The organism is Pseudomonas sp. AC242 (assembly GCF_979258655.1).
This window is the reverse complement of record NZ_OZ409873.1, coordinates 6,253,685-6,266,638: the sequence shown is the minus strand read 5'-3', so window position 1 is coordinate 6,266,638 and position 12,954 is coordinate 6,253,685. Positions and strand designations below refer to the sequence as shown.

Here is a 12,954-nt window from a genome sequence, read left to right as displayed (position 1 = left end):
TGGCTTACTTTTGCCGAAACAGCTTTTGCCACCAGCGACGGGGTGGCAGCGGCACCACAATGACGTGCGATTTCTGCAGCCAGTCGCGCTCGTAATCCCAGGCATGGCCACCCCACAGCTTTCCTGCTTCGTTGGAAAACCCCAGGGTCATCAGCTGATAGGTATAACCGGCGTGATCACGTAACCAGTCGAACAACACCAGCGTGTTAAAACCCGTGGACGGCCCGACGTAGCGTTTACCGCCCGGCCGGTTGACCGGGTAGTTCCACAGCGGCGGCAGCGGAATGCGATCCCAATACATCGCCACACGCGGCAATGGGCACATCGGTGCGGCACAGCCCACCAGCATGCTGAAACAGCGTTCATTCGCCTGTTCGAACATGCGCTGCACCGGCGGCGCGTAAGGCAGACCAAAAAAATAGGCGTCCTGCGCGTTGTAGCCATGCACGAAGACATTGACGTTGTGCTTGTTGAGCAGCGCCGCTTTGATGCAGGTATTGAAGCTGACGACGACATCATCGGCGCCAATGTCCAGCGCCTGAAAGTCTGCCGCGGTGATAGCCGGATTGTTGGCAACCAGCACGACCCGAGGTGCACGGCCGAGACGCTCGAGAAGGTCTGCAGGCAGAGCGCCCAGAACGGACTGATCACCGCCGGGCAGCGCATCCAGCGCCATGTGTTCGTCGGGTTGCGACGCTTGATGATCCTTCATTCAGACTGGCACCTTCATCCCGTAGCGCAGTTTCACCCAGAACCGTGTGAACGCCGAAGGCGGCTGCCATGGGCGCATCTCACGCTGGATTTCCGTGGCCAGTGCCTGACCGACACGGGCAAAGGAATAACGGCTTTGCGCAAATTCCTGGCCGTTGCGGGCAATGCGCTCCGCGAGTTCCGGATCGCTCTGCAACAGCTTGATCTTCTCCACCGCCTCTTCTTCGCTGCGGTAGAACACGGTGTTGTGCATGTCTTCAAAACCGAGCAAGCGGTCTTCTTCGCCTTGGCTCCAGGCCAGCAACACACAGCCGCAAGCCATGGCCTCGTAGTTCTTGATCATGAACTCGTTCATGCCGATGTCGGCGCTGACGAAAATCCTTATGCGATTGAGCGTCTGCAGGTATTCCTCACCCGACTTGGTGCGGGTCACCAGCATCCCGGTCCGCTGCGAGAGCGACTCGAGCATGGCTTTGCGCTCGGCATATTCGGTACTTTTCAGGCTGCCCAGAAAGCCGATGGGAATATCCCGCTCGACGCCGGTGTTGTGCAGCATCTGCTCGTCATAACCCTTGGAGACGAACACCGTGTCGATGCCCTCAGCCAGCATCTTGCGCGCGACCACAGCACCGGACACCAGCGCCCGACAACTCGGCAGGCGACGGTAGAGGCGTGAATACACGCCACGATACTTACTCGCCGGCATGTAGTTCTGGTAGGCGTCGTGTTCGAGGAAGACCAGCCCGGGAATGCACTTGAGCACCCGCAATTGCGGGGCCAGGCGCTTGACCCTGGAAAAGATGACCACACGATCGAAGTTCTGATAACCAACCGAGGCCAGAAACGGCCCCAGGTTCATTTGTTGCCGTTTGCTCAAACGATAGATGAAACATTCATCACAGTTCTGCTGCACGATGTCGTAGAGCCGGTCGAGAATGACCCGCTGCTCGTCCATCACCAGGAGCATGACTTTCATAGATTAATTGACCACGCGACGTAGGCAGGCAAGCGCATCGGATTCAAAGCTGCCTACATCAACGGAAACGGTAAAATCCCCAAGGCACAATCCGTTCACACGCAGTACACAACAGTAAAAATTCATCTGATCAACGACTGCGGATCTTCTCGACAATCGCAGTTGTCGAGCTGTTTTCCACAAGCCCCAAGACCTTCACGGTGCCGCCATAAGCGCTGACGATATCAGCGCCGACCACCTGATCGATGCCGTAATCGCCGCCCTTGACCAGCACGTCCGGTTTGACCTCGCGCAGCAGGTTTTCCGGGGTGCCTTCAGGGAAACTGATCACCCAGTCCACCGCGCCGAGGCCGGCGAGAACGGCCATGCGCCGGTCGACGCTGTTGATCGGACGGCCCGGGCCTTTGAGGCGGCTGACCGAAGCATCATCGTTGACCGCGACAATCAGGCGATCGCCCTGTGCCCGCGCTTGTTCCAGATAGGTCACATGCCCGGCATGCAGGATGTCGAAGCAACCGTTGGTGAAGACGATCTTCTCGTTGTGCGCGCGGGCATCGGCCACGGCGAGCAGCAACTGCTCAAGACCCAGCACACCACGCTCGGAACCTTCTTCACGCTGGATGGCGCGACGCAGCTCCGGAGCACTGATGGCGGCCGTACCGAGCTTGCCAACCACGATGCCGGCGGCCAGATTGGCCAGCGCAACGGCGTGGGGCAGGTCTTCACCGGCGGCAATCGCTGCGGCCAGAGTCGAAATCACCGTATCACCGGCACCGGTGACATCGAACACTTCACGGGCACGGGCCGGCAAGTGCAGTGCCGGCTGGTCAGGACGCAGCAGGGTCATGCCGTGCTCGCCGCGCGTCACCAGCAGCGCACCAAGCTCCAGGTCGTGCATCAGGGCGGCGCCCTTGCTCACCAGTTCATGCTCATCGACACAACCGCCGACGATGGCTTCGAATTCGCTGAGGTTCGGGGTGATCAGGCTCGCGCCGCGATAAATCGAGAAATCCTTGCCCTTGGGGTCAGCCAGTACCGGAATGTTCTTCGCAAAGGCGGCCTGGATCAACGCCTGATGGTTTTTCAGGGCGCCTTTGCCGTAGTCGGAAAGTACCAGGACCTTGATGCCTTCGAGCAGGTCGTCGACCTGTGAACCGAGGGCCAGGGCATCGGTGGCGAACGGCTCTTCAAAGTCGATACGCAGCAGTTGCTGGTGCCGGCTCATGACCCGCAGCTTGACGATGGTTGGCTGGTGCGCAATGCGCTGGAACAGGGCACGTACGCCCGCGCCTTTGAGACTGTTGCTCAGGCTGTCGGCGGCTTCGTCGTCACCGGTCACACCGACCAGAGACGCCGGTGCACCCAGCGCGGCAATGTTCAAGGCAACGTTCGCGGCACCGCCCGGACGATCTTCGATCTGCTCGACCTTAACGACCGGCACCGGCGCCTCAGGGGAAATCCGTGAGGTTCCGCCATGCCAGTAACGGTCGAGCATGACATCGCCGACTACCAAGACCGGGGCTTGATCGAAACGCGGCATGGACAACTTCATGGAGCAACCCACATACAAAATGAACAGGGGCGCGATATTAACACAGGGTAAAGCGCCGTCCGCCTCAATCTGAAAGGTCGCGCACCCAGAACAATTCGTGACGCCGGACCGCCTTGCGGAAAAACTCGTTACTGCCTGTTGCTGGCCAGCGACGACCCGCCAGGACTTGCTGGATCCAGCGGCGTAATTGCCGCTTGAACACTTGCCCGCCCTGCAGATCGTGCTCCATGGCCAGTGCCATGGCTTTGTCCAGTTGCACATCTGCTGACAACAGCGGACTCCACAGCCGGTCAGCCGGCAATGGCTCGATGGCCGGCGGCAGCGCAATACCGGCACCGGCTGGGCCCATCGGCCAGCGATCGTTGTCGTGCAGGTGATTGGCGTACATCAGCAGGGTTGTCGGTTTCCACTGACTCAGCTCGATAGCCTCAAGCAGCGCCTGGGTAGACGCCACATGATCGCTGTGAGGATCGAGCTCAGGATGGGGCGTCACCACCACTTCTGGACGATAGTGCTCAAGCAGGGCCTTCAGGTCGCCCAGCAGATTTTGCCAGGTCGGCTGCCCATCGATGTCGGCGGGCAGGCTCAACGGATTGTGCCGGCGCACGCTGCGCACATCGTTTTCCTGCGACTCACGGGAGCCGAACGCCTTCACAGGCGCTTCGGCCATCGACGGCAGTTGCAAGCAGTAATAACCCAATTGCACACAGCGATCGGCAGGCACGCCCCCCCAAAGCGGGATCACCAGACTGTCCCAACTGCGCAAACGGCCCTTCAAACGTGCCGCTGCGGCTTGATCAAGGCCAAGACGCTGGAAGTCTTCAGCCTCGATCTCGCCCTGGGTCAGGGTGACGATACTGACGTCTTCGCAACGGCTGTACAGGCCGAATGCGGCGAGTTCGGCATCATCGGCATGGGGAGCAATGACCATCACCCGCTGGCGGGAATAATCAGGATTGGCCATGACCCACAACACACCGGTCGCGGCGGGTACGCAATATCGGCCACGCAGCGCCAGAGCACCTTGCGCCAGCGCAGTGGCCTGCCCGGACAGATTAAGGAAACGCCGCCCTTTGACGCCACGCTCGAAGTCTTGGCGATCATCGCCCACCTCGACGCAGGGATCGAGCCAACGCCCCAGCCAAGTGGATTTCACTTCCAGCTCGAGTACCAGCGTCTCGCCCTGCGCCAGCGGCTCGCTCAGTTGTACGACACCGCCCGCAAGGCTCACCGCCTGCCGCGCGGTTTGCGCCGGGAAGTTGTAGTAATAGTCGTCAGCAGGCCGATAGAACAGATGATCGGCGAACCAGGCCTCGTGTGCGACCCAGGCCAGCACCAGCACCAACGGCACCAGCCACCACGCAACCAACCATCCGATCAGCAACAACCCCACCAGAAAGGCGACCAGGAACAGACGCTTGTTGCGCCGATGGGCCTTGAGAAGCTGTTGCTTGCGAGTGCTCATGGATTCAGACCTTGAAGACCGGCACCTTATGGCACCAGCGATCCTTGTACTCCCGGTCGGCGCGACCGAATGAATAACGCAAAGGCTTGCCCAGCGCTTGCGCGTTCGCCCAGGCGTCTTGGGTGTTGACGAAACTCAGCACACTGCCGGGACTGAACTCGCGGCTCTGCGGGTCAACGCCACCATTGATGTACTCCAGCGACACCCATTGCGGGGCCTCGACGCGATACAGCACCTGAATGGCCACGGGCGCCGAATCGAGCATCACCACCGAACCGGTCATGAACTCGCGCAGCAACGTAAACACTTCAACCAGCCCGGCCTTGCCCGGCACCTCAAAACCCCAGCGACGCTGAAACAGATCGCCGTAAGCGGCAGCCTGTTCCTGCGGGGTGAAGTCGGACATCGGCACCAGCGATCCGCCCGCCTCTTCCAGCAGACGCTGTTCGCGACGCTGGTTGTAGCGGAATTTCTTCGAATACTCTTCCGGCAACCGGGCAAGGGCCAAACCCTCAGGCTGCGGCTTTAACGTACTGATCTGCTCGGCATTGAGTTGCGATACATACGCCACGCGCTGACGCACCGGCACGCTGACATCGGGGGCAATCGGCAGAATGATTTCCGCGTTGCCCATGTCCAGCAAGCCACGCTTGCCCTCGCGCTTGAGCACTTCCTTGGACAAGGCGACATGTCGGCCCCAGCAAGGGATGGCGGCAAGCACATCACCGCCAACGATCCAGCCCAGGTAGCGCAGCTCGATGCCTAGGAATGTCGACAAGCGCTCGACGACTTCCGGATGCGTGGCAAAGCTGCCGCCAAATCGCTGCCAGGCCCGGGCGTAGCTGTCCCGGTCGATCTCGGTCCAGCCACGTTCGCGAAAGCTGCGAAACATCGTCAGCATACGTCGGTCGCGTGTGCCGGCTGAGGCTCGTCACCCTCTTCGAACTCTTTGGCATGCAGACGGGCGTAATAGCCGTTTTGCTCAAGCAATTGCGCGTGAGAGCCGCGCTCGACGATACGGCCTTCGTCCATGACCAGAATCAGGTCGGCCTTTTCAATAGTGCTCAAGCGGTGCGCGATCACCAGGGTCGTGCGGTTTTTCACCACATGATCCAGGGCAGCCTGAATATGCCGCTCCGACTCGGTATCCAGCGCAGAAGTGGCCTCATCGAGAATCAGCAACGGCGCATCCTTGAGCAGCGCCCGGGCAATGGCGATACGCTGACGCTGACCACCGGACAGCAGGACGCCGTTTTCGCCGACCATGGTTTCGTAGCCCTGCGGCATCTTGATGATGAACTCATCGGCATACGCCTCGGTGGCTGCGCGCTTGACCTCATCGAACGGCGCGCCGGCCAGGTCGCCGTAGGCGATGTTGTTGGTCACCGTATCGTTGAACAGCGTGACCTGCTGGGTCACCAGAGCAATCTGCCGACGCAGGCTGCGCAGGGTGAAATCCTGCACCTGCACACCATCGAGCAGAATCTGGCCCTGAGCATGATCATGCTGATAAAAGCGCGGAATGAGGCTGGCCAGGGTCGACTTGCCACTGCCCGAGCGGCCAACCAACGCGACCATTTGCCCCGGCTCGACAACAAAGCTGATGTCGTTGAGCACCGCTTTGTCGGTGTCGGGGTAGTGGAAGCTCAGATTGCGCACTTCCAGACGACCTTCGAGACGATCCTGCTCGACCGTGCCCCGATCCACTTCCGCCGGCTCATCCAGTTGCTCGAAAATACTTTCGGCACCGGCCACACCCTTCTGGATGGTCGAGCTGACTTCCGACAACTGACGGATAGGCTTGGGCAACAGGCCTGCCATGGTGATGTACGCCACCAGATCGCCCGGCGAAGCGTCACCGCGCAGATACAGCACGAGGAACATGACCACGGCCATGGCACTGTACGTGACCAGTTGCAGCATCGGCGTGTAGACCGCACCGGTCTTGGTCATCGTCAACTGCTTGTCGGTGTTGCTCTGGCTGGCATCGCGAAAGCGATCCTTTTCGTACTGCTCGCCGCCGAAGCTGCGCACAACGCGGTAGCCATGAATGGTCTCGGAGGCGACGTGCGTGACGTTCCCCATCGAGACCTGAATCTTCTTGCTTTGCTTGCGGAATTTCTTGCTGGTGCTGTTCACCATCAAACCGATCAACGGCAGGATGGCGACCATCACCAAAGTGAGTTTCCAGTTCATCCACAACAGTGTGCAGAACAGGAAAATCACGGTCATGCCTTCACGGATGACGACTTTGATCGCATCCGTTGCAGCACCGGTGACCATCGTCACGTTGAAGGTGATCCGGGAAATCAGATGGCCGGAATTGTTCTTGTCGAAGAAGCGATTGGGCAACTCCAGCAATTTATTGAACAGCACCACCCGCAGGTCATGCACCAGCCCCAGCGAAACCCGCGCCAGGAAGAAGTTGCCCAGGTACGAGCCCACGCCCTGCCACAGCGCGATGAAGACAATCATCAGTGGCACGGTTTCGAGCAACTGCAGCTTGCCCAGATAAGGGTTGCCCGGGAACAGACTGGCTTCAGGATTGGCCAGACCGTCGACAAAGTATTTGAGGATATAAGCGAGCATCGGTTGAGTCGATGCGAAGATCAGAAACCCGACGATGCTGAGAAGGAAAAGGCCGGCATAAGGCCGCACGTAAGCCAAAAGGCGGAAATAGATCGCCAGCGTGGACTGGGCTTTCGGTTCAGGACTGCTCATGGTGATCCGCGCAATTCAGTGAGGCGCCGATGATATCACACGCGTTTTTGCCCCGATAAACATGACTTCAAGCCAGCCTTCGACCAAGTCGGTTAAGATACCCCGCTAATGATGGGGAGCCCGATATGCAATCGATTGATCACAGCACTTACGAGGCACTGCGCAAAGGTGCACACGTACTGGAGGCCGACGGTTCCGGCGACAAGGTGCTCAGATTGGCCGATGGACGCATGCTCAAGCTGTTCCGCCGCAAGCGGCTGCTCAGTTCGGCGCTGTTCTACCCCTATGCACAACGCTTTGCCGACAACACCCGGGCACTCGAACAGCGTGGCATCCTCTGCCCGAAAGTCATCGCGGTCTATCGCATCCCGAGCATCGAGCGCGACGGCGTGTATTACAGCCCGCTGGAAGGCAATACAGTGCGTCAGTTACAAGGCACTGACGAAGAGGCTGACACACTGAGATTCCAGCTGGGCGGGTACTTCGCCCTGCTGCACGAAAAAGGTGTGTACTTTCGGTCGCTGCACTTCGGCAACGTCGTGCAAACCCCCGACAACCGTCTGGGACTGATCGATATCGCCGACCTGCGCTGCCAGAAGCGCGCACTCAGTGACAGTAAACGCCTGCGCAACTTCGCTCACTTGCTGCGCTACAAGGAAGACCGCCAATGGCTGCTGGGCCAGGACGCCGGCGAAACCTTTGTCGAAGGCTATCGCCAGGCCTTGCCGAGCCACCGACAAGCGCCGCTGATCTCACGCCTGCGTCCGCTGCTCGGTTAAGCCTTAGCGTCCGATGATCACCACGGTGGCACCTTTGCGATTGGCGAAATGCTCGATGATGCGCAGCTTGTGCGCCACCAGCCAATCCTTCAGCCAAGGCTCGTCACCTTTGGCCTCGATGAGGAAATATTGATAGTCGCCAGCGTGAGCTGCCGACATTGCTTCCTCTGCGGTCAGCACCGGCATCACGTAGCCGCGACCGGCGTAATAGCTGATCCGCCCATCCTCGAAATAGGTCTTCGCCCCTGGCTCGACGTGGGCAGACATCCAGCGCCCGGCCTCTACATAATGGGTTTTGCCGGCGCCGGTAGAGATGACATTCGAGAGCATCACCAACATCCCTAGAACCACCAGCCACTTGCCGCAACGCGGGAAGTCGCGAACGAACGCCGCCAGCCCCATCGCCAACACGGGCACAAACAACAGATTCAGAAAGCTCAGGTAGCGCGTATTCATGAACTGTTGTTTGATGAAAAACAGCACCAGCACCACCAGATAAAGCAGCGCCGCCCAGGCGAAGGGGCGATAGTCGCGCCAATAGATTCCCAGAACCCCCCAGTTGCGCCGCAGGACGAAGGGGACGGCGAAAGGCCCCATCAGCTTCACGAAACTGATGGTCATGGTCGCCAGGATGCCGAAGAAAATGATCCGGCCAGATTCATCCTGGGAGTACTTGTTGATGAGCGAATTGGCAAATTGATCGCACAGCATCCGGAAGGAAGCAAACACGCTGTGTGGCGCAATCATGTCCAGATACAGCATCACGCGCGCCGACAGGAGCACACCTGAGACCGAAACAGCCAGCAGCCCTAGAACCGGCAACAGCGAAAACTGAACGAACTGCATCCGCCGGTTCGACGACCACAGATTGGGCAACTGCCACAGCGCCAACGCCGGAACCAGCAGCAAAGCCTCCAGCCGAAACAAGGCTGCCGCGACGATAGCCACATGAATGAATGCCGCCCGCAGCCAGCCGCCACGGGCTTGCCAGCGCAGCGCGAGCCAGAGTGTCAGGGTGCAGAAGAACCAGAAACCGCATTCACGGATGATGTCGTTTCGAAAGGCATTCACCGCAGGCATTGCCAATACCACCAGACAAGCCCAACCGGCGAGATGTACCGACCGTTGACGTACGCAGTCCACCATCAGCGCGCTGGTGCCGGCAAAAAAGAGCGCGCACCAAAGATATGCACTCAGCTCCAGCGGCAAATGCAGGACGGTATGAGTAGCGGCCAGCAATAAGGAAAACCAGGGCCAGTCGAAAGCGGCCCAGGCCACATTAGGCCCGTGCTCGGTGACCTGTTGCGCGATATCAATGTACAGCGCGGCATCACGCCCCACTGTGGCGGTGCCCATGACCGCTATCAGCGATAACAGCGCACTGCCCAGAAACGCCAGCCAAACCGGATATTCGTCGATGATTCTGGAGACTTGAGCTCCCACCTTGCCGCCCTTACCTTTCACCCAGCCACCTCACCGACATCCATTACAGGGTCCGCATAGTCTCCGCGACCCGTTTACCGAAACAGCACCCGCAACGCCTTGCGCGTGTAGGACCAGCGCGAAAACGTCCGCCAGTCTGCACGCAAGGCCTTAAAGTAAAACGATTTGGCCAGTTTGTACTCGCCATGGGAATAACAGTCGCGAAACAACGACAGGCAACGCTGCGCCATAAACGCCTGGCGCAAATCAAACATTTCCTCGGGCATCCGCCGACTGGAAAAAACTTCGCTGACCACCTGCTCCGTTCCGGCAGCAAGGCTTTGGCGCAGATCATGGCGCATGCTGTCGGCGTGCTTGTAAATCAGCGCCAGGGGCTCGTCCAGAACGGTGCAGGGGTAGCGCGCCAGCACTTGGGCGAATACTGGCAAGTCCTCGACGTTGCGCAAATTTTCCGGGTAATTACCCAAAACGAATACATCGCGGTGCATCGCACAGGCACCGTTGGAAATCGACACCGTCTTGTTCAGCAGGTAACCCTGCAGGCGCTGGCGGGGCGTCACAGGCAGCGGCTTGGCCGCCTGCAAGCTGCGTCGCCCGTCTGCAAACACCGACCAGTGCGCGCCGATCACCATCAGGCTGTTTGGATTACTTTCGAGGTGCTGCGAAAGTGCAGCCAAGGCACCGGGCGCCATTTCATCATCAGAGTCGAGAAACACCAGATACCGTCCGGTTGTCTCTTCCAGCCCTCGATTGCGCACCGACGACAATCCGCCGTTACTTTTGCGCAACGCACGAAAACGCCCGCCGTGCTTGAGCAGGAGTTTTTCGACTACCTCGGGCGTATCGTCCGTCGACCCGTCGTCGATGACCAGCAGATCCGCGGTCGCTTCATCCAACTGCGCCAACACCGATTCCACTGCACGTGGAAGCGTTCGCGCATAGTTGTAAACCGGAATGACGACGCTGATCAGTGTTTCAGTCAAGTTCGTATCCTTTTACACCCGCTTTTACGACCAGAATATCTTCCATGATCAGGTATTCCAGGTCAGAACCGAAAAACATGTTCAGCGCGTCGGTCGGCGAGCAGATCATCGGTTCGCCACGACGATTGAGCGAGGTGTTCAGCGATACGCCGTTACCGGTCAGGTTTTCCAGCGCCTTCATCATGTCGTAGTAGCGCGGGTTGTATTCACGCTTGAGCACCTGGGCACGGGAGGTGCCGTCTTCATGGACGACTTCCGGCACGCGGGTCTTCCACTCTTCCGCCACTTCGAAAGTGAAGGTCATAAACGGTGCCGGGTGATCGATCTTGATCATTTGCGGCGCAACGGTGTCGAGCATCGACGGGCAGAAAGGCCTCCAGCGCTCGCGGAACTTGATCTGGTGGTTGATGCGATCAGCCACGCCAGCCACGCTCGGGCAACCAATGATCGAGCGCCCGCCCAATGCACGCGGACCGAACTCCATGCGCCCCTGGAACCAGGCGACCGGATTACCATCGACCATGATTTTGGCAATCTGTTCCGGCATGTTGTCGAGCTTGCGCCAGGTCGGCTTGCTCTCATGACGGGCGCAGGCGGCGATCACGTCCTCGTTGCTGTACGACGGGCCGAGATAGACGTGCTCCATCTTCTCGACCGGCACGCCTCGGGCGTGGGACACGTAGGCAGCCGCACCAACCGCAGTGCCGGCATCGCCGGACGCAGGTTGCACGAACAGTTCCTTGATGTCGTCGCGGGCAATGATTTTCTGGTTCAGTTTGACGTTCAGCGCACAACCACCGGCGAAGGCCAGTTTGCCGGTTTCCTTGAGTACGTCGCCCAGATAGTAGTCGATCATCTGCAACGCCAGTTTCTCGAACAGCGCTTGCATGCTCGCGGCGTAGTGGATGTAAGGCTCGTCAGCGATGTCGCCTTCGCGCTTCGGACCCAGCCACTCGATCAGTTTCGGCGAGAAGTAGAAGCCTTTGCCCTTCTCTTTGTAGCGACGCAGGCCGATGACGTTGGCGTAGTCGGTGTTGATCACCAACTCACCGTTTTCGAACGAGGCCAGACGCGAGAAATCGTACTTGCTGGCATCGCCATACGGCGCCATGCCCATGACCTTGAACTCACCGTCGAGCATCTCGAAACCGAGGAACTCGGTGATCGCACCGTACAAGCCACCGAGGGAGTCAGGATCGAAGAATTCCTTGATCTTGTGGATCTTGCCGTTTTCGCCATAGCCGAAGAAGGTCGTGGCGTACTCACCCTTGCCGTCGATACCGAGGATCGCGGTTTTTTCTTTGAAACCGGAGCAATGGTAGGCACTGGAGGCGTGAGCCAAGTGGTGTTCGACCGGCTCGATCTTGATCTTTTTCGGATCGAAACCCAGTTGCTCCAGGCACCAGACAATCTTGTTGCGGTAGCGCTTGTAGCGACGGTTACCCATCAGGATCGCATCAAGGGCGCGATCCGGTGCATACCAGTAACGCTTGGCGTAGTGCCAGCGCGCTTTGCCGAACAGGCTGATCGGGGCAAATGGAATCGCGACCACGTCAACATCGGACGGCTTGATGCCGGCCTGTTCGAGACAGAACTTCGCCGATTCGTAGGGCATGCGGTTCTTTGCATGTTTATCGCGTACGAAGCGCTCTTCTTCAGCCGCCGCCACCAGCTTGCCGTCGATGTACAAGGCCGCTGAAGGATCATGGCTAAGGGCGCCGGACAGGCCAAGAATCGTCAATGCCACAGGGGTCTAGCCTCTTTAGTCTGCGTGCAGGCGCAATGCGCCTTGAAAATTGATGTGCCCTCGCACAGGGCGAGTGACAGCTAAAGGGCGGGATTATAGCGTAAACGAGTGGGGAATTACCCTGCGCGATTGCCCCAGGGCGAATGGTTTGAAGAAACCTCGCCCCGCTACTCAATAACCGCCCTTGCGCCAGTAAATAGCAAGGTTGCCGTCGGTGACCTGACGATAAACCGTATAGGGCAACGCTACTGTATCGAATACACCGGACAATGGCAGATCCAGAAGCACGAATGGCAAAAGAACCCCACTCGGATCGGGAGGCGCGTTCAACACGCAGAAGTCGAAGGCCAGACCGCTGTAAATCCGCGGAATGGATTGGCAGTAGGTTTTTTGCTTGCGCATGTCGCGGGCGACGTCGGCATCGTCCTGCAATACGGTCATGGTGCTGCCACAGCCAGCCAGAACCCATGAAAATACACCCAGCGTTGCAGCCTGTTTGATAGTCAAGATTCGCCCTCCAAGGTCGTTGGGCAAATTAGCATCGGGACTGCACAGGACACAGTTCATGGATTCTGGA

The 12,954-nt window shown here is 59.0% G+C and carries 11 protein-coding genes; 1 reads left to right on the top strand and 10 read right to left on the bottom strand.

Annotation, left to right across the window (positions count from 1 at the left end):
• Nucleotides 1-4: 4 nt before the first annotated feature.
• The 6 genes from ACZZ0A_RS28205 to msbA form a co-directional block, all read right to left on the bottom strand.
• Nucleotides 5-712 carry a hypothetical protein gene (locus tag ACZZ0A_RS28205; protein ID WP_463544019.1) on the bottom strand — a complete coding sequence of 236 codons (708 nt, stop codon included), beginning with the start codon at nt 710-712 and terminating at the stop codon, nt 5-7.
• On the bottom strand, nt 713-1,687 hold the full coding sequence (locus ACZZ0A_RS28200; protein ID WP_007915723.1) for a glycosyltransferase family protein: 975 nt from the start codon (nt 1,685-1,687) through the stop codon (nt 713-715). It lies immediately after the preceding gene.
• A gap of 130 nt (nt 1,688-1,817) precedes the next feature.
• Entirely contained in the window at nt 1,818-3,239 is a 1,422-nt protein-coding gene (gene hldE / locus ACZZ0A_RS28195) for a bifunctional D-glycero-beta-D-manno-heptose-7-phosphate kinase/D-glycero-beta-D-manno-heptose 1-phosphate adenylyltransferase HldE (RefSeq protein WP_463544018.1), read from the bottom strand.
• Between the two features lie 64 nt (nt 3,240-3,303).
• Complete coding sequence (locus ACZZ0A_RS28190) at nt 3,304-4,704, bottom strand: PIG-L deacetylase family protein (protein WP_123376883.1); 1,401 nt, start codon at nt 4,702-4,704, stop codon at nt 3,304-3,306.
• A gap of 4 nt (nt 4,705-4,708) precedes the next feature.
• Nucleotides 4,709-5,605: a GNAT family N-acetyltransferase gene (locus ACZZ0A_RS28185; RefSeq protein ID WP_463544017.1), complete on the bottom strand. Its 897-nt coding sequence runs from the start codon at nt 5,603-5,605 to the stop codon at nt 4,709-4,711.
• Nucleotides 5,599-7,425 (bottom strand): lipid A export permease/ATP-binding protein MsbA, encoded by a 1,827-nt coding sequence (gene msbA / locus ACZZ0A_RS28180; protein WP_007915714.1) that lies wholly within the window; start codon nt 7,423-7,425, stop codon nt 5,599-5,601. The genes ACZZ0A_RS28185 and msbA overlap by 7 nt, the downstream gene beginning before the upstream one ends.
• A gap of 125 nt (nt 7,426-7,550) precedes the next feature.
• Here msbA and ACZZ0A_RS28175 point away from each other — a divergent pair, with 125 nt between their 5' ends.
• Nucleotides 7,551-8,204, top strand: a complete 654-nt coding sequence (locus tag ACZZ0A_RS28175; RefSeq protein ID WP_007915712.1) for a protein kinase family protein — start codon at nt 7,551-7,553, stop codon at nt 8,202-8,204.
• 3 nt (nt 8,205-8,207) lie between these two features.
• Here the strand turns inward: ACZZ0A_RS28175 and ACZZ0A_RS28170 are convergent, their stop codons facing one another.
• The 4 genes from ACZZ0A_RS28170 to ACZZ0A_RS28155 all read right to left on the bottom strand — a co-directional run bounded on the left by ACZZ0A_RS28170 (nt 8,208) and on the right by ACZZ0A_RS28155 (nt 12,884).
• On the bottom strand, nt 8,208-9,668 hold the full coding sequence (locus ACZZ0A_RS28170; protein WP_007915710.1) for a hypothetical protein: 1,461 nt from the start codon (nt 9,666-9,668) through the stop codon (nt 8,208-8,210).
• A gap of 53 nt (nt 9,669-9,721) precedes the next feature.
• Nucleotides 9,722-10,630: a glycosyltransferase family 2 protein gene (locus ACZZ0A_RS28165; protein ID WP_007915704.1), complete on the bottom strand. Its 909-nt coding sequence runs from the start codon at nt 10,628-10,630 to the stop codon at nt 9,722-9,724.
• Complete coding sequence (locus ACZZ0A_RS28160; RefSeq protein WP_007915701.1) at nt 10,623-12,377, bottom strand: carbamoyltransferase family protein; 1,755 nt, start codon at nt 12,375-12,377, stop codon at nt 10,623-10,625. The genes ACZZ0A_RS28165 and ACZZ0A_RS28160 overlap by 8 nt, the downstream gene beginning before the upstream one ends.
• 171 nt (nt 12,378-12,548) lie before the next feature.
• Nucleotides 12,549-12,884 carry a YceK/YidQ family lipoprotein gene (locus ACZZ0A_RS28155; protein ID WP_007915693.1) on the bottom strand — a complete coding sequence of 112 codons (336 nt, stop codon included), beginning with the start codon at nt 12,882-12,884 and terminating at the stop codon, nt 12,549-12,551.
• Nucleotides 12,885-12,954 lie beyond the last annotated feature (70 nt).